General features: G+C 67.6%; 3 protein-coding genes. All 3 read left to right on the top strand.

The window, feature by feature from the left end:
* Positions 1–264: 264 nt before the first annotated feature.
* The 3 genes from QI450_RS07060 (at position 265) to QI450_RS07050 (ending at position 18,624) form a co-directional block, all read left to right on the top strand.
* The gene (locus QI450_RS07060) at positions 265–1,017 is read left to right on the top strand and encodes a MerR family transcriptional regulator (protein ID WP_226776257.1); all 753 of its coding nucleotides are present in this window, start codon (positions 265–267) and stop codon (positions 1,015–1,017) included.
* 356 nt (positions 1,018–1,373) lie between these two features.
* Positions 1,374–9,521, top strand: coding sequence for a SpvB/TcaC N-terminal domain-containing protein (locus QI450_RS07055; protein ID WP_282468145.1), 8,148 nt, complete (start codon positions 1,374–1,376; stop codon positions 9,519–9,521).
* A 25-nt stretch (positions 9,522–9,546) separates the two neighbouring features.
* Positions 9,547–18,624, top strand: a complete 9,078-nt coding sequence (locus QI450_RS07050; RefSeq protein ID WP_282468144.1) for a neuraminidase-like domain-containing protein — start codon at positions 9,547–9,549, stop codon at positions 18,622–18,624.
* Positions 18,625–18,708: the final 84 nt, after the last annotated feature.

The following is an 18,708-nucleotide window of genomic DNA, read 5'->3' as shown; positions in this document are numbered from 1 at the left end:
ACACCTCCCAAGAATTTTGCTAAGCGCCCTGTGTCATGCAGCCACGGAAGCTGCCGGGCCTGTTCATCCCGGCAGCCCGGCCGCGCAATCTGGGGCAGACGACTTCTAAAACTGACAACTCGGCCGGCTCAGCCGGGCTCGTGAGGCGTGCCGTGAAAGCCGTCGATGCTCCAATAGCCGTCAAATTGGATTTGGCGGTTTGGTCAGGACCCCGCGCGCACGGGGCTTGATCCTGACGTGGCGTCAGGTCCTAGGGTGGGAAACATGTTGGAGACCGGTGGGCAGTCGTGGAGCATTGGCGAACTTGCCACATTGTGCGGGGTCACTGTGCGGACCTTGCACCACTACGACCAGATCGCCCTGTTTCCACCAACAGGGCGAACGGGCTCCGGGCACCGGCGATATTCGGAAGATGATGTCCGCCGCCTCTACCGGATCAGGGCTCTGCGGGCGCTGGGCCTGTCTCTGGAGCAGGTCCGCGAGGTCTTGGCGGCGTCGCCGGACGACGTCGGCGCCGTGCGGCGGCTGCTCACCAGCCAGTTGTCGGCACTGCATGACCAAGCGGAGCAGGCGCTGCGCCTCCAGCGGCAGATCCAGGCCTTGCTCGACAGCATGGGCGACGCCATGCCGGGCGTGGACCACTTCATAACAATTTTGGAAGGGATGACGATGTACGAGAAGTACTTCACGGAAGAACAGCGCACCGAACTGGCGCAACGGAGGGCCGAGGTCGGCCCGGCAGCCGTCGAAGATGCCAGGACCACGCTTGCCAGTCTTATCGAAGAGGGCCTGGGCCACGTGTCAGCGCGCACGCCTGTGGACGATCCCGCGGTCCGCGACTTTGCAAGGCGTTGGGACGGGCTCGGTTCCCAGTTCCACAGCAATGACGCGACTAAGGCTGCGGCGCGGAGCATGTGGCAGGAAAACAGCCCGGAGTTGAGCGCCCGGCTACCGTGGCCCGCGGACCGGCTCCAGGAACTAGTTATGTACCTCCAGCGGGTCCGGGACGCCGGCTAGTTCCTGGGGCGAAGATCCGTAAGACGGTCCGGCCGAAGGCGAGGGCGTGTACCCGGAGATCTGCCGCAGCGGCAGCGCCGTCATCGGCCCTTATGCCGGTTCCCGGGAGGGTCTCCGTCGCCGGGAATAGCGGCCAGGCTCATCTTCCTGCGGAACAGTCAGGCCATTTTTAGGGACATCCGGCTGATACCCGCCGCCTCAGGGCCCACCTGACCTGTCGCTAAGATTTTCCCCTCGACGAAACCACTTCCAAGTGCTAGACCAAGGGCATAGTACTCTCACCTCGAGAAATTGGGGGCACCCGTGCTGTATGGGGTTATGCTTTTACACCGTCTTGGCGGGGTGAATCACCGGCCGTGAACGGCCCCATTACCCCGGCCCTGGTTGAGGTGGCGGACCTGCTGCCGCCCTTCGATGTGGCCGTGGATGCGTCCACCGGCTCCGCGTCGTACTCCTACCCGCTGCCGTTGCCGTCCGGGCGCTTGGGCTTCGGCCCCGGGCTGGCATTCAACTACCAGGACGCGGCGGGGAATTCGCCGTTCGGGTTCGGCTGGGCGCTCGGCGGGATGGCCTCGGTGAGCGTCTTTGACCGCCGTGATGTGCCCCGCTACGACGCCACGGACCGCTACTCCCTCGCCGGGGACGAGCTGGTGCCCGCCCTCACATCAGGTCCTGGCGGGCAGACGGCCCTGGAATGGGACGCCCCCGCCCACCACGTCCGACGCTTCCGGAGCCGGCACGAGTCCACCTTCACCCGGGTGGAACAATGGACCGCGACAGCGGATGGCGACGTGCACTGGCGGGTGCGACGACCAGACGGCAGCGTGGCCATTTTCGGCCGCCGCAGTGATGGATCCGGCCGGATCCGGGACCCCGAACGTCCGTCCCGGATCTACGAGTGGCTACTCGAGGCCCAGTACGACCGCTTCGGCAACGCCATCCGCTATGACTACGCGGCCGAGGACGGCGCCGCCGTGGACTGGAGCTCCCCCGCCGAATTCCCGCGCCTCAACCCCGCCGGTCACGCCCAACGCCTCCTCAAGCGCGTCCGGTACCTCAACCAGGATCCGCTGGACGCGAACGACGACGGTGCTGCCGCCAACTGGCATCTGGAAGTGGTCCTCGACTACGGCGACCACGCCCCCGGCCAGGCTGCCACTCCGGCACCAGACCAAGACTGGCTGGTCCGGCAGGATCCCTATTCCAGCCGCCGCCCCGGCTTCGAGGTCCGCACCTACCGGCTGTGCCGCCGCATCCTCGTGTTCCACCGCTTCGCCGCATTGGGCCCCGCCCCCGTCCTCACCCGCGCCGTCAACCTCATCCACGACCAGGCACCCACCGGGACATTCCTGCACCGGATCGAAGTCCAAGGCTTCCGGCATGATGCCACCGTCACCGTCCAATCCCTCCCCGGCGTTACCTTCCGCTATAGCGACAGCGTGGTGGAACAGCGGCTCCGCACCCTGGACTCCGCCAGTCTCGAAAACCTACCCCAGGGCCTACACGGCTCCGACTACCGATTCGCGGACGTCCGCGGCGAGGGCCTGCCCGGTGTCCTCACCGTGGCGGACGGCGCCTGGTACTACAAACCAAACTTGGGCGGCGGTATCTTCGGCCCGCAAGAACGGCTCGCCGAAACCCCCTCGGACCGCACCGCCGGGTCGTTGCTGGCGGACTTCGACCGCGACGGCAACTTCAACGTGGCCGTCCTGGACGGCCGCCACGCCGGCTTCAGCGAATACAACAGGGACGAACGCAGCTGGCATGCCTTCCAGCCCTTTGGCCAGGTCCCTGTCTTCGCCGGGCCCGGCCGGCAGGACTGGGTCGACGTCGACGGCGATGGGCTGCCGGAGACGATCCTCGCCTTGGGCGAAAATTCCCTGTGCTTTCCCGCCCTGGGCAAGATCGGTTACGGCGCCCCCACCAATCTCCCCCAGCACGCAGCGACCTCCGTCCCGCTCCTTGCCGAGCGTCCGGAGGTGGGCGTTTTTATGGCGGACATGACCGGCGACGGCCTCCTGGACTTGGTCCAGGTCCAGGAAGGCCGGATCGAATACTGGCCCGGACTGCCCGGCGGCGATTTAGGCGACCCCATCAGTATGCTCAACGCGCCCAGCCTCCCGGACGGCACCACACTGGACATCCGTCGGATCCGGTTTGCGGACCTGGACTCCACCGGCACCGCGGACCTGGTCTACGTGGGCGCGGACTACCTGCTGTGGTGGCGGAACGCCGCCGGCAACGGCTTTGTCTCCGGCGGCCAGGTCCTCGGCCTGCCCGCTGCGGATGACCTCTGCAGCGCCCAGGTCCTGGACCTCCTGGGCGACGGCACCCTCAGCATTGTCTGGTCCTCCGTCCTCGCCGGAGACAGCTCCGCTCCCCTGCGCTACGTCCGGTTGATGGCGGACGGCCCACCCCGCCGCCTCGTGTCCGTCGCCAGCGACGCCGGTGCGGAGACCGTCGTCGAATATTCTTCCTCCGCCGTGCACTACCGCCGCGACGAAGCCGGGGACGAACCCTGGCTGACCCGGCTCCCCCAGCACGTGACCGTGGTGGACCGTGTTTTCCTCATTGACCACATAGCCAACACCCGCTCCGTGGCACGCTACGAATACCACTGCGGCTACTTCGACTCCGTCGAGCGCGTCTTCCGCGGCTTCCTGCACGTGGACATCCATGATTCCGGCTCCTTCCACCGGCCCGGCTGGGGCGCCCCCGGCGTGGCCGAAATCCGGCCCCTCCGCCCCGATGAGCTGCCCCCTGACGACCTCGGCGCTGCCTCCTGCCACCGGCTCTGGCACGCCTCTGGGGACCCCGACGTCGACGCCCGGCTCCGCACCCGCTGCTGGGCCGCAGACCCGGACGCGCCCACCCCGCCCAGCGGCCCTGACGCGCCCACCGAAGACCCCGACGCCCACCGCGCCCTGGCCGGTTGGCCGCTGCGGGACGAACTGTTCGCCGTAAACCGCACCGGCCAACGCAACCCGCAGCCCCTCAGAGTCTCCACCACGGGCTACGCCGTGCACCAACTCCAGCCCGCGCTGGGCGGGCGCCCTGCCGCCTATACCGTGCGCGAACGAGAGACCCTCGAAGCCAGCTACGAGGAGCAGCCCGCAGATCCCCGGGTGGAGCAGCGCGTGGTCCTGGCCCGGGACGAGGTGGGCTGCGAACTGCTCACCTTGGACCTGGGCTGCCCGCGCCGCCCCGGCCAGCCTGCGGCCGATCCCAGCCAGGGTGTGCCCATCTCCCAGGTGACCCGCCGCCGGGTCACGCACGTGGACACCGAGGACAGCTACCTGCTGGCGATCCCCGTCGAGGAGGAAGCATTCGAGGGCAGAGGATTAGGCGACGCCGGCCCGCTCAGCTTCACCGCAGCGCGCGCCGCAGCCACCGCCGCGCTGGCCGCCCCGCTTGAGAACGGCGCGGCCTTCACCGCCGGCATGGAGCTGCGCCGCGTGTCCTGGGACCGCACGCTGTACCGGGACGCCGCCCGAACCGGCACCCGGCCACTCGGCGATCCGGGGCCTGAGGGCTTGGTCCACCACGAGGAGCACGCCTGCTTCGCGGCCGCCGAGGTGGCCCGCATCTATGCTGCCCGGGTCAACGCCGCGGCTCTCACCGCCGCCCACTATGTAGCGGCGGATGGCTACTGGTGGGCCCGCGGACCCGTGGCCGCACTGCTCCCCGCCGCCCGTTTCAGCCTGCCGGAAGGCTCCCTGGAAGCCGACGGCGCACAAACCGCGTGGGTGTGGGACCCGGCCGCGCTGTCAAGGCTCAGCTTCACGGACGAGGTAGGCAACACCACCACCGCGGACCTCGACTACCAGGTCATGGCCCCGTGGCGGATCACCGACGCCAACCAGGCCACCTTCGAGGCGCGCTATGACGCCTTCGGGTTCACCGTTCTCACGTCCGGGCACGGCACGGCATTGGACGACGGCGGCACCTCCCAGGCACACGGGGCCCGGCCGTTGAGTGCCCACCCGGGCGGGCTCCCCGGCACCGTGACGGCGGCCCTCGCCAACCCGGCTGGCGCCGTGGTACAGGCCAGCACCTTTGCCTTCTGCGACCTCGCCGCTTTCCGGGACCGGGGTGAGCCGATCTGCAGCGTTGACGTGGCGCGCGAGTCGCTGGTGGACGACGGCGCGGGCGGCCCGGCCCAAAACGGCGAGGTGCAGGTGGCCGTGCAGTACTTCGACGGGTTCGGCCGGCCCATCCAAGGTAAGCAGCGCGTGGACGCGGGCCCCGCGGTGGTCCGCCGCCCGGACGGCAGTATCGACGTGGATGCCCAGGGGGTGCCGGTGGAGGCCCCCGCCGCCCAACGCTGGCGGGCATCCGGGCACGTGGTGTTCGATTCCAAGCAGCAGGCTGTCCTCGAGTTCGAGCCCTTCCACACCACCACGCCCCGCTACGAGCCGGACCCCGAATTGCAGTCGTTCGGAACCGCCGTGCGCCACCGCTACGATGCGCTGGGCCGGGAAATTGGAGTCAGCCTGCCCAACGGCACCCGCACGCAAATCACCACCGACGCCTGGTCCACCACCTCCGCGGACCCCAATGACACCGTGACCGGCTCCGACTATGAACTGCAACGCCAAGCCCTGCCCGCCGGCGATCCCGAACGCCGCGCGCTCGAGCGCGCGAGAGCCCACGCCGGCACTCCCACCACCGTGCACGTGGACCCGATGGGCCGCACCGTCCTGGAGGTGCGCCGCGGTGCCGCGGCCGAGGAACGCCGCTGCCGCCGGACGTTGGACGACGACGGCAACGTCACCGCCGTCGTGGATGCCCGCGGGGTGATGATCACCCAAGTGGACCTGGACATGGCTGGCCGGCTGCTGCGCCAACGCAGCGTGGACGCTGGCGAGACGGTTTTCTTCCTCGACGCGCTGGACCGGGAGGTGCAGCGCTGGGATCCGCGGGCGTACCGGATCCAATCCAGTTACGACGCCGCGGGCCGGCCCACGGAAATCCGCGTGTCCGGCAACGGCCTGAACCACATGGTGGAACGGCTCACCTACGGCGAGGATCCTGCGGTGCCGGCGGCCGTGGCCCGCAACGCGCGCGGGCTGTTGGTGGTCCACGAGGACTCGGCCGGGCGGCATGAGGCCCTGCGCTTCACCCCGGACGGCAACCCGCTGGAGGTTTCGCATCGGCTGCGAACAGTGGTGGACCGCGAACCGGACTGGACCGCTCCCGGCGGCGAGCCCCTGGACGCCACCACCTACACCGCCGTCTCCGCCTATGACGCCTTCAGCAGGCCGTTGCGGCGAACCTCCCCGGACGGCACCACCCGCATGTTCAAGTACCGCCGCGCCGGCGGGATGGACACCATCACCGTCTCCACTTCTGATGGTCAGCTCAGCAACCGGTTTATTTTGGCGGGCAGCAGCGCCAACGCCCGCGGCCAGCAGGAACGCGTCGAGCTGGGCAACGGCGTCACCACGATCAACGGCTACGACCGCGCCACCGGACAGCTCACCCGCTCCACAACTGCCTCCGCTGGCGCCGCCGCGCAGACACTGCGGGACGTGGAGGTGGTCCGGGACCCGGCAGGCAACATCACCTGGCTGCTGGATCACGCCCAGGAACCGGCGCACCCCACCCCGGTCCTGCAGGGGCTCACGGTGACGCCGGCCCGAGAGTACCGCTACGACCCCTACTACCAGGTGGTGGAGGCCACCGGCCGCGTGCACCAGGCGCTGCTGCCCACCGATGCCTGGTCCGGCGCGGCAGGCGTGGTACAGGGCACCCGGCACCTCAGCCTGGCCAACGGCGCCGCGGTGGAGCGCTTCACGCAGCGCTTCCACTACGACGTCGCCGGCAACCTGGACCAGATCAAGCACACCGGGACCACCCGGTCGTGGACACAGGACATCTGGGTTTCGGCCACCTCCAACCGGCGTCTCCCGGCCCTGGACACGAACGGCGTTCCCATCGCCGCACCGGAAGGGCGGTTCGACGCCGCCGGAAACACGAACTCGCTGCCGCACCTGGCCGCGATCGTCTGGGACCACCGCAACCGCCTCCGCTCCGCCACCATCATTGACCGGAGCGCCCAAGGCCAACCGAACGACGTCGAACATTACGCCTACGACGCCGAAGGCCGCCGCGTCCGGAAAGTCACCGAACGGCTCACGGCAGGTGGGCTGGAACGCACCGAGAAAATCTACCTCGAAGGCTGCGAACTGTTCCTCCATACCCGCGCCGGCATCACCGCAATCCAACGCACCGTGGCGCTGATCGAGGACGACGATCGCTGCCTGGCCACCGTCTACCGTTGGAGTGCCGATACCAGCGCCGCCGAAACGGACACCGTGGGCACCGCCGAAGTCCGCTTCCTCATCCCCGATGACCTGGGCTCCACGGCCATGGAACTGGACTCCAACGGCGTTGTCCTCAGCTACGAGGAACACTTCAGCTACGGCGGCTCCTGCTTCATCGCAGGGGCCGCGCTGCGCCGCACTAAACTGCGGGACCGGCGCTACACGGGCAAGGAGCGCGACGACGCTACCGGCCTCTACTACTTCGGCTACCGGTACTACGCGTCCTGGATTGGCGGCTGGCTCAGCCCGGACCCGCTGGGCAATGCCGCATCCTTGAACCTCTACGAGTTCGTCCAGAACAATCCGGTGAACCTGGTGGATCCGAACGGCTTGCAGGCCACCGGCACCATGAGCCGACTGGACAGCGTGCCCGCCAATTACACCGGCGCCCAAGCCATGCGCCATTTCAACAATGGCCGCGGCAGGGAGCTGGGCATCCGGGCCCTGGAAGTCAAGCGCAGCGGCAACGACTGGATGATTGTCCGGCAGGAGAACTACACGCCGCGGTTGCAGCAAATGATCGCCGAAAACGGCGGCAACGTGGAAAAGGCCGGGGCCCTCTACGACATCGAAAAGATGTTTGACGAGCTCAAACTGGACGAACCAGCAGTGCCAGCTTCTGACGCGCCAGCTTCTGACGCGCCGGCGGGAGATCCGCCCACGACGCCGGCCCCGCCCGCCACTGGTGCCGGCAACGGCGGTGGCGCCACGAGTGCCCAGACGGCGCCCACCGGGGATCGGGCCACCGGGAATGCGCACAGTGCCGACGGTTCGAACAGCAGCAAGGACGGCGGCTCGGGCACGGCCACCCAACCCGGCGCGCCCGGTAGCACCGGCAGCGGTTCCGGCACCAAGGGCACGGGTCCCGGCGGCGGCGGCATGGGCGAGGCGGCCACCGGCCCCAGCGCGGGTCCGGGCAATGGCAACGGCCCAGGCACCGGGCCGGGGACGGACACCGGACCGGGCAACGGCAAGACCCCCACCGAGCCGGGCGGCACCGGCGGTGGCACCACGCCGGGCGCCGGCGTCGGCAAGGCAGGCGGATCGGGCACGGGCGGCAAGGGCACCAGCCCCGGCGGCGCGCAGGGTGGCGTGGACGGCGGCACCGAAGGCGGCGCTCCTGGCGGCCAGGTGGGCGGAAACGTCAATGGCAGCCCCACCGGCAGCGTTGACGGAAAACTCGATGGCAACACCACGGGCGATGGCACCACCCCGGCCGAAGGCGGCAGCCCCACCGGGTCGGCAGATGGAACGGCCGACGGCGGTGCCACCGGCCAGGGGGACGGCCCCTCGAAGGACCCCACTAAGCACGGCACGGAAAAGTCCGGTCCGGGCGGCGGGACGGGCACGGGCACCAAGACCGGGGACAGCGAGCCCGCGGATACGGGCACCGGGACGGGAACCTCGGGCAGCGGCCCTGCAGGCAGCAATCAAGAACCCACCGCGCTGGACAAGATCACCAAGATCGCCGGTTACTGGCATCTCGAGTTCAGCGGCAGCGCCGATGGCGTCTCCGGCGGCATTCCCGGCGGCATGGGGTTCCTGTCCGGCTGGGGCGCGCAGGTAGCCTTCCTGGCCCTGACTGTGGTCGACATTGTGCTTACAGTCTTGACACTTGGCGAGTTCAAGGCCGCCATGGTGGGCCTCAAGAATGCGCTCAAGGCGGGGATGACCTCGCTAAAGGGTGTGGTGAGCCGCGGGCTCCGCGGTATGGGGACGGCGCTGCTGGGACTGTTCCGGCGCGCGGCTCCGGGACAACGCACCCCGCTGCTGCGCCGCCTGGGGCGGTTCTTCTGGGAGGACCGGCGCAGCTTCGGGATGTGGAAGGACTTCCGGAAGCGCTGGAGCATCGCGAAGGGCTCCGGCTGGTCCATGGAGCACATGATCATCAAACAGCGCTGGTACCGCACCGTCGGGAAGAAACCGCCCTTCTTCCGCTACGGCACACGAATGAACCGGATCATGCAAGGCCTCGGCGACGCTGGCTGGAACGTGGTGCCCATCAAAGGCTGGTTCAACACGTGGCTCTACAACAACAAAGCCGTCTCGGCGGTCTTCAACTACGGGACCTATGCCGGTGGCGGCTACGGCCTCTACAAGTTGTGGGACTACGCCCTGGAACCCCTACGAGATCCACCCGGAACCGCACCGGCCCCAGCCCCTGCAGCCGCGCCATGAGCATTTTCCACCCTTAGGAGGAGCTATGAACCGAGACGAATTGCTGCGCCTTGACCGGATTGCGGGTCTCGCCCCGGGCGAGGTGGTGGACGCCAAGGACCTCGAGGTGGTGGCTGCGGTCCAGGACGCCCAGCGGGCGGCGCTCGGTGCCGCCTTGGCGGACCAGATGCAGAATTCCGGGCCGCCGCGCTTGTGGGAAACGGCCAAGGATATCGATCTTTCCGGCGCGGAAGGCCCGGGTGCGGCGCTAATGAAGGGACTGCTGGCCCGGCAGGCCCCGCCTGAGTTGATCGCCCAGGCCAAAGCGCAGATCGACGCGGTGGAATCAGCCGGTTTGGCGCTGGCAAACCTCCCGTTGGGTGCGGGGCCGCTGGTCCGCGACGATGTGGCCGCTGCCCGCATGCATCGCCTGGCCGAGATCGCCGTGTTTGATCCAGACCGTGCCACCAAACTGGTGGAGGGCGGGCTGCGGCTGAGCAACATCGACGATACCCAGCTCGATGACCTGGTGGGCCACCGGCTGCTCACCGTTGCCGAGGCGACGTCAATTGGTTTGGCCACCAGCATTTACCGGCTGGTGGACGAGGACACCGCCTTGGCCGGCACCATCCTCAAGACTGGTGCGGCCGGCGGCGCCGTGGCGACAGTGCGCGATCTCGTCGATTTGAACACGGAGGGCTGGAAAGCGGCCATTGCGACGGCGGGCATCACCCCGCCGGGCGGCATGGACGCAGATCAATACGCGCTGTTGCTCGCGGCAAGGGTGGAGGCCACCTACCCCACCGGCGCGGTCCGGGCCCGGCTGGCGGCTCCGGTAACGAACGACGTCTCCGCCGCGATCACCACGGCGAAAGCAGTGCTCGACGTCGGCGCTGATGTTTTGGGTACCCCTGACCTTTCCGGGGTCTCCGCCCAATCGCTGCCCAACGTCCAAGCGGCGTTAGGCAGCCTGGCCGGCTTGGCGGGAGCGCACCGCGGGCTGGGACTCGAAGCCATCATGGCTGACGCGACCCTCTCCGCCGGCGAGCGTGCCAATAAGGTGGGCCAGCGGGTCTCACAGTTCGACAGCTTCTTGGCGAAGAACGCCGACGTGGAACTTGTCGACCTCGACCTCACCCCCGAGAGCGCCGACGTCGCCGCGTTGGACTTTGGCGGAGTTGCGCAAGCGGAGCGGCCGTTGATGCTGCGGCACGCCAAGGTGATGCAGCGCGTCTTCGCCATCACCGGAGACGCTACTGACGCGGCCAAACTGATGAGCGCAGGCTTCGATTCGGCCACCGCGTTGGCGTCGGCGCAGCTCGCCGATGTGATCACCCGGACCGGGCTGAGCGAGGCCGTAGCCTCCCGCTACTACGACACCGTGACCATGACAGTGGGTACGGCCTCGGCTTTGGTGGGCTCGATCATCGATATGAAGCACGGCGGCTTCGGGCTCTTGACTGTGGCCAACGCCGATCCCAGCATCGAGGACTACTTCAAACAGATCGATGGTTATGAGGACCTGTTTGGCAGCCAAGCCTTTTGCGCCTGCCAAAACTGCAAGTCCATCACCGGACCCGCTGCCTACTTTGTGGACCTAATGCACTTCATCGAGGAACACCTGCTCAGCCGCGTCTTCACCGGAGCCTTGGCGGATCATGTCCTGAACCTGAAGACCCGCCGGCCAGAGCTGTGGACCCTGCCGCTGACCTGCGATAACACCACTAATGAGATACCGCAGCTGGTGATCGTCAACGAGATCCTGGAGACGTACCTGGCCAAGCGGACGGGCTTCGCCGGGGACACCGCGGACCGGATCGCGGTGGAGCGCGCCGTATACCGGGACAAACTGGCGTCCGCCAAGGTGTGCTTTGGGCTCCCCTTCTCTCGGCCGCTCTCCCGCACGCAGACGTATCTGGAACACTTCGGCGTGCCACGCTCCACGTTTGTCCGGCTCAGCGGTGGCACCCCCGACCAAGTGGCCATAGCCGGGTTGGGCCTCAGCTTAGAAGAGGCCACCCTGATCACCACGGCCAACACTGCCCACGCCTTCCTGGACACCATGTACGGGCAGGGTTTCGACTACAAACCGGCAGGAGTCACACCGTTCGATGCACAGACCCTGCTCCGGCCAATGTCCATCGCGCAGACCGATCTGGCCCAACTTGTGTCCACCCGGTTCGTCTCGGCTAGCGGCGCCGAGCCGGTCACGATCGTGGGCGGCAAGCTCAGCGCTGCCAGCGTGCAGAACGATATTGAACGGGTCACCGGGCTGAAGCCTGAATCGCTGGACAGGATGCACCGGTTCACCCGGCTGTGGCGGGCCTGCCCGGGCTGGTCCATTCGCCAGCTCGACCTCGTGGTGGGAGCGCTCACGGATGCGGGCTTGGCTGCCGGGATCGACGCCGCGGCCGTGCGCGTGATTGCCGAACTGCAAGCCCTGCAGCAGAGCCTCGGCGGATCGGTGGAGGACCTGCTCCCGCTGTTCACCGAGGTACCCACCAGCCCCGTCAGCAGCTCGGCACCTGGCCTCTTTGACCGGCTGTTCAACCTTCCCGACCTGGTGGCCATGGACGGCCCGCTGCCGTTGCCGGGCACCCGGTTTGTCCACCCTGCACTGCGGGATGATCCCACAGTGGCCGCCTCGGATCACATGCTGCACCGGCTGCTCGCCGCCACCCGCACCGATGCCAGTGGACTGTTCGAACTCATCGCGGGCCTAGCCGCTCCATTGGGCGCCAACCCCGCCGCCGCAGCAGAGGCGGACCGTGGCTTTGCCCTGACCGCCAGCAACTTGGCGCTCTTGGTCCGGCACGCCCGGCTCGCAAAACTCCTCAAGATGAGGCTGCCGGACCTGTTCCGGCTCTTGGCCCTGCTGCCCAGCGGACCGCTGACCCACGTGGGCGGCCTCAACGACCTTCGTGTGCTGCTGGCAACTGCCGCCTGGGCCAGGGGCGCCAAGCGCTCAGTTGACGATCTTGCCAGCATCACCGGCGCGGTGGTAACCAACGCCGCAGCCTATCCCGCCGCTGACGCGCTGGCCAAGGGTGCCCTGGACCGGCTCGCCGCCGACCGCAGCCTGACCTTCACCGACACAGTGTTTACGCTGGCCGGCGTATCCGAGGCCGGCTCGCGCGCACTGGTGGCGGCCAACCCCGCCGCCTTCGATGCCTCGGCTGGCCAGCTGGCGTTGAGCGCCGCCTTCACCCCGATTACTGTCCTCACGGTGCCAGCCGCCGTCACCGTTGCGGAGCCGGAGCTTCGAGCGGTCCTCCTCACCCACCACGCGGGCACGCTGCTGAAGCCGGCCTTGGCTGCCCTGCTCAAGGTGCCGGTGGCCAAGCTGGCCGCTATCGCCGCCCTTGCCGGTGCCGACCTGGACGCAGCGGCGATCGTTCCCGAAGCGCTGGGCAACGGCTCCATCGCCGCCCTGAGTGCCGCCGTCGGGCCCATCCTGCCGCTGGTGACGCTGTTCAACGCCAAAGACCTCGGTGCGGAGGCGGTGGAGTTTGCTGCTGCCCATGCATCCATGTTTGCGCTGCAGGCACCCAACGCGCTGACCATCGAGGCGGCCCGCAAGGTGGACCAGTTCCGGCGGCATCTTGGCACGGATCCCGCGGGCACCGCGGCACTGACGGCAGTGGCCGGCGCGTTCACCAATGCCGCCCACTTCGGCGCTGCCGATCAGGACACCCTCGCGGCACTCCTCGCCGCCGAACGTGCTGTTTCCGTCTCCCTGCAAGCCAACCTGGCGTTGCCCGCCGACGCGCTGGACGCGCTCGACCTACTCGCCGAGGCCGCCGCTGTGGCCACCGCGGTAGGCATCGGCGGCGAAGCGTTAGCCCTGGTAGCCGAGGACGACTACGACCTCCTCAGCCAAGGTGCCGATGCCCTCTTCGCCGTTTTCCGTGCCAAGTATGCGGACGAAACCGCGTGGCAGAAGGCGTACGGACCGTTCCGGGCCCGGCTCCTGGAGCGCTGCCGGGACGCGCTGGCGAACTATCTGGTGCACGCACTGCACCCCGAATTTGAACGGCTGGAAGACCTGTTCCGGTACTTCCTGATCGATCCCGAGGTGGAGGGCTGCTTCCTCACCTCGCGCGTGGTGTCCGCCATTTCAAGCGCGCAGATGTATGTCCACCGTGTGCTGATGAACCTCGAGCAGGACCGGGCAGGAAACGTGCACGTCCAGCCCACCCAGGTGCCGCGCGACGAGTGGGAATGGCGGATGCATTACCGGGTCTGGGAAGCCAATCGCAAGGTGTTCCTGTGGCCGGAAAACTACCTCTTCCCGGACCTGCGGGATGACAAGACACCCTTGTTCGAGGACCTCGAGAAGGAACTGCTGCAAACCGACATCGACGAGCAGGCGGTACTGGATGCTTACGGCACGTACCTGGACGGTTTTCAGGAACTGGCCAGCTTGACCATCGCCGGGTCCTACCAAGAGGTGGATCCCCGCGCCGATTCCGATGTGCTGCACCTCTTCGGGGTCACCCCCGGCGACCCGGCTACCTTCTACTACCGGCGCGTCGAAAATGCTGCGCCGCAGGGCCGGAAGTCCGGTGGCACCGTCTGGGGTCCGTGGCAAAAGGTGGACGTTGCCATCCCCGTCCGGGAAGTATCCCCGGTGGTTCACAACGGCCGGCTGCACTTGCTGTGGGCGGAGATCACAACCTCACCGGTCAATGAAGTGGCCGACGCCGGATCCCGCTTCGCCGGGTACAACCACAAGCTGATCATCAAGTTCACCACCCTCCGCCTGGATGGCAGGTGGACCGCGCCACAGCGGGTGCGTCTGTACGGCACCGATCCATTTGGCGAGAGCGACGGCGTCATCGAGGATCCGCTGGCCGAGCCCGAGGAGTGGCAGGACTTCCTGAGCGCCATTGGCGGGCTGTTGGGCTGGGGTCTGTTCGGTGGTTCCTCGTCGGTGGCCAGTTTGACGGCCGCCCAAAAACGCCTGATCACGCCCAGATATGACGACGACGTCCACGTCAAGGCCCGCGACGGGTACACCCTGCGCGGTCTGGAGTGGACCCAGCTGTACCCGGAGGTGCAGGGCAACTCGCTGTTTGTGGCCGGTGCCGGTTACCAGATGCGCGCCTACATCGACACGTTCGACAAGTCCACGTCCACGGCCGCCAGCCTGCACCTGAGCCGGCAGGCAGTGACGTGGAACCTGACCCCGCACTCGCCCATTCTCACCAAGAAGAACGGGACGCTGTACTACGGGACGCCGTCGGCCTCCTTGTTCGATAACTACGCCCTCGCCGGGCTTGCCGCCGACAAGATCCGGCTGGACCGCGTGTTGGTGGACTGGTCCACGCCGGTGAAGAACATCATCACCAAGAACCTGTACGTCGGTGCGCTGGCGAATATCGGCGCGGGCCGGCTGATGCCCATCAACGGTTCGCTGTCGGACGGGATCATCGACGCCGGCGGGGACCTGTACCTGCTGCAGGCCACCGCCTCGAACGCGGCCAGCTGGGCGCTGCGCAGGTTGGGCACCACGCTGGCGCGGCGGGTGGCCCGCGAACTGTTCACCGGCGGCGTGGAACACCTGCTGGACCTGGACACCCAGCGAGCGCTTGCCGAGGCGCCGCTGGCATTTGGTTTGTCCGGGAACCGGATCGTCAACCGGGTGGTGTCCGGGAGGCTGGACTTCACCGGGCCGTTTGGCACGTACTACCGGGAGATTTTCCATCACATCCCGTCGCTGATCGGCAACCACTGCAACAGCCAGGGCAAGTACGCGCAGGCCGAGCGCTGGTACCAGCACATCTTCGACCCCACCACCTCTGAGGTGGTCACGCCTGACCCGGTGCTCTCCGCATCGGCCAATGAAGCCCGGCGCCGGGACCGGAACTGGCGCTACCTGGAATTCCGCGGCCTGACGTTGCCAACCATGCGCGCCATCCTCACGGATTCCTCGTCGATCGCGGCCTACCACAAGGATCCGTTCAACCCGCATGCCATTGCCCGGCTGCGGCTGAGCGCTTACCAAAAGTCGATCGTGATGCGGTACATCGACAACAAGCTGGACCTCGCCGATTCCCTGTTCGAGCAGTTCCAGATGGAGACGGTCAACGAGGCGCTCATCCACTACGCCACCGTTGCGGACATCCTGGGCGACCGGCCGGCGCAGTTGGGCTCGTGCGGCCCAGACGCGGTGGACCCCCGCACCTACGAGAAGATCCAGCCGCTGATCAGTAAGGGCTCGGAGTTCCTGGTCGAGGCCGAGCACCTGGTGATCCAGGGAAAGCGCACCAAGGAGATGGGCAGCCGGCACAAGTATGTGCTGGATTCAGTGTCCTTTGAGCGGATCACCAAGCGGGCGCTCTCGTCGGAGCGGCTGAAGGCTGCTGGTGTGTTCAGTATCGAGGACGCGGGCCGGGTGGCACCCGACTCAACCAAGGCTGTCTTCGCCGCCAGCAATGCCGCGGCCATGCTGGTGGAGGACGCTGCCGCCGTCGCCGCTCCCGCCCCGGCGCCGCCGGGCCGGCAGCCGGCGGACCCGCGGCGGCTGTTCGAACGGCGCGCGGAACTGCCGGTGGCCGGGCTGGCGATCCGGGCCAGGCTGATGGCCAACCGAATTCCACGATTCGAGACCGCCGACATTGACTCGCCCGCGGGTCTGGCCGGGCTGGGCCGCACCGGGACGGACGATCTGTACCCCGAGGCGATCAAGGAGCGCGAGACCGAGCGGGCGGACATCGACAAGGTGTTTGTGAAGTCCGTGGGATCGGTCGATGCCGGGACCCGGGTACTTGCCGTGCCGCCTCGGAAGGGGCTGCGGGAATTCGAACCGGACACAGCCGCCGTCAGCGCCGGGCCGGATTGGAAGCGGCTGGGCGCCTACGAGGGCAAAAACCGGCTGCGGCCGGACGGGAAGGACCGGCCCACCCGGGTGCGGCCGGACAAGCGGCGGCCGGGAAGGTTTGGGGTGGCGTTCATTCGCCAGGTCAACCCGGTGTTTTGCATCCCGCCGAACAAGGACCTGCTGGCCTACTGGGACCGGCTCGAGGACAGGCTGTGGAAGCTGCGCAACTGCCGCGACATCAGCGGCGCGGTTCGCAAGCTCTCGCTGTTCGCCGCGGAGATCGATCCGATGGCATTGGTCCGGGCACGGGCGGAGGGCATGTCCTTGCAGGACGCGCTGACCAGCCTCAATGGTGACGTGCCGCAGTATCGGTTCTCGTTCCTGTTGGAGAAGGCCAAGAGCCAAGCCACCGCGGTGCAGGGTTTCGGCAACGCACTGCAGGCGGCGGTGGAAAGGCGCGACGGCGAACAGCTGAACCTGCTGCGGGCCCAGCATCAGCAGCAGATCCTGGACCTCACCACCCGCACGCGCGAACAGGAACGGGACGCGGCGGCAAACGCGGTGGCCAGCCTGGAGCGGCACCGAACCACTGTGGCCAACCGGAAGGCCTATTTCGATGGGCTGGTGGACGGCAGCCTCACGGCGTCCGAGCGGACGGAGCGGATCAGCAAGCACATTGCCAGTGGCGCACGGATGACCGAAGCCACGCTGGGCTTCCTCTCCGGCGCGCTGCACCTGATCCCCCAACTGGGCTCCCCGTTCGCCATGAAGTACGGCGGCGTGGAGGCCGGCTGGAGCGCCCACAACTTCGCGGTCGGAACCCGGGCCACGGGCGACTTCGCCGATGCGCTGGCCACGAGCGCCGCCGTCGAGGCCGGCTTCGACCGGCGGGAGCAGGGCTGGAAGCAACAGGTGGATGCGGCAGCGGATGACTTGGCCGAGATCGATCTGCAGCTGACGGGGATGAAGCTGCGCCGGGACATTGCGGAGCGGAACATCACCATCCATACCAGGGCCGCCGAGCAGGCTGAAGAGGTCCTGGACCTGTACGAAAATCACTTCACCGGCGTGGGACTCTATGCCTTCCTGGCCACCACCTTGCAGCGGCTCCACCGCGAGGCGTTTAATACGGCGCTCTCCATGGCGCGGATGGCGGAGCAGGCGTTCCGGTTTGAGCGGGGCGAGGATTCCTATCGGCTGGGCGGCTCGTATTGGGATAGCGAGTATTTGGGCCTGTCTGCCGGGGCACAGCTGGTGGTGGACCTGCAGCAGCTGGAGCGGCGCTACGTGGAGACCAATATCCGGGATCTTGAGATCGATCAATCATTCTCGGTGAGCCAACTGGATCCCACCGCATTGGTGCAGCTCAAAACCACCGGCGAGTGTGCCTTCGACATTCCCGAGGTGCTCTTCGATGTGGTCTACCCCGGGCACTACTTCCGCCGGATCAAGTCCGCCCGGATCACCATTCCCTGTGTCACGGGACCGTTCGCGAACGTCAGCGCCACGTTGCAACTGAATGAGAGCTGGATCCGGAAGGAGGCCAAGTTGGGGGCCGCGAATGTGACGCAAATGCCCGACGCGCGGGCCGCCCTGATCGCCACCAGTACCGCGCAAAGCGACCCGGGGGTGTTCGAACTGAACTTCCGGGACGAGCGGTACATGCCGTTCGAGGGGGCGGGCGCCATCAGCAGCTGGCAGTTGACGTTACCGAAGAGCTTCCGGCAGTTCGACTACGGCACCATCAACGATGTTGTGCTCCGGCTGGCGTACACCTCGAAGTACGACGGTGTGCTGCGGGACAAGACCGAGGCGCTGCAGGCCGCCACCGAGGGCACCATCCTGAACGTTCTGGCTAACAATCCGCTGCAGCACGTGGTGTCGCTGCGGAACCAGTTCTCCAACACGTTCAACGCGTTGCTGCACTCCCCTGCCGCTACCGATGCCGGATTCACGCTGATGAGCACACACCTGCCGTACTTCCTCAACGGCCGAGGCGTCACGGTGAGCTCGGCGAAGCTGGCGCTGCGGACCAAGCCGGGCGGGCCAGCGTTGGCGGGTCTGAAGTTCTCGGTGGACGGGACACCCACCGGTGCGTTTGCCGCGGATCCGACGCTGGGCGGGTTGCCGTCCGTGGACGTCACCGGAACCTTCGCCAACGGTTTCGCGGACGCACACGTCGTTCGGGTTGTTGCCGCTGGCGGGCTGGCGCCTGCTGCCCCGGTGGCCGGTGATCAATCGGCACTGGATGGGACCGAGCTGTTGGATGTGATGTTCGTGCTGGAACTGGCGGTCGCCTAATGGCTGTGGTCCGGGCCGGGCGATTGCAGCCTTCGTCGAAGAGGCCGCATACGTCAGTGCCGACGTGGATCTTGGGCGAGTGTT

The sequence above is a fragment of the Arthrobacter sp. EM1 genome (assembly GCF_029964055.1).
In the GTDB taxonomy this organism is placed as follows: Bacteria; Actinomycetota; Actinomycetes; order Actinomycetales; family Micrococcaceae; genus Arthrobacter.
This window is presented reverse-complemented; position numbering and strand designations above follow the sequence as displayed.